The sequence below is a fragment of the Vibrio sp. 1401 genome, from assembly GCF_033340295.1.
The window spans coordinates 1-862 of record NZ_JAWOWF010000221.1 but is presented as its reverse complement, the minus strand read 5'-3'; the positions used below and the strand labels follow the sequence as shown (position 1 = coordinate 862).

1 protein-coding gene is annotated in these 862 nt (G+C 49.3%); it reads left to right on the top strand.

The features are described from left to right. Positions 1–862, top strand: an 862-nt coding sequence (gene rsxC, locus R7Z77_RS24705; RefSeq protein WP_318136965.1) for an electron transport complex subunit RsxC, incomplete at both ends; no start/stop codon positions are given.

Here is an 862-nt window from a genome sequence, read left to right as displayed (position 1 = left end):
AGCCTCGAAACGTATGGGCGCTCTTGGGTACCCCAGTTCAAGCACTGCTCGACGAATTCGGGTACAAAGCCGATAAAAAACTTCAGCGTTTGATCATGGGCGGACCAATGATGGGCTTTACCCTGCCCCACTCACAGGTTCCTATCACCAAAACGGCGAACTGTATTTTAGCTCCGACTCGTCACGAGATTTCAGCTCATCAATACGAGATGGAATGTATACGTTGTGGTCAATGTGCGGAAGCTTGTCCTGCATCTCTACTGCCACAGCAGCTTCAATGGCATGCTAAGGCCGAAGAATATGACAAGCTAGAAGAACTAAATCTAAAAGATTGTATCGAGTGTGGCGCTTGTGCGTTTGTTTGTCCAAGTGAAATTCCACTGGTGCAATATTACCGCCAAGCAAAAGCAGAAATTCGTACTCGAACTCAAGAAGCAGAAGCCGCAGAGCGTGCGAAACTGCGCTTCGAAGAGAAAAAAGCGCGTATGGAGCGCGAAAAAGCAGAACGTGAGAACCGCTTCAAGAAAGCCGCGGATGACCGTCGAAAAGAGATGAAGTCAACCGGTGGTGATGATGCGATCGCCGCAGCCATTGCTCGTGTTAAAGCACAAAAATCGAACGAAGATAATAAAGCTGAGCCAGCAGTTAAACCTGCTGTCGCGGCTGCCATTGCCAAAGCAAAAGCGAAGCAAGCCGCAGCAGCAAAAGCTGGTGCAACTGAGCCTGACAACTCCGAAATGGCAAAACTGCGTGAAGAGCGCAAGCGTCTTGCTCGTGAACGTAAAGCAGAAAAAGAACAAAGCGAAACCCCTGCTAACAATGCTGATGACAAAAAGTCCGCAGTTGCTGCAGCAATCGCGCG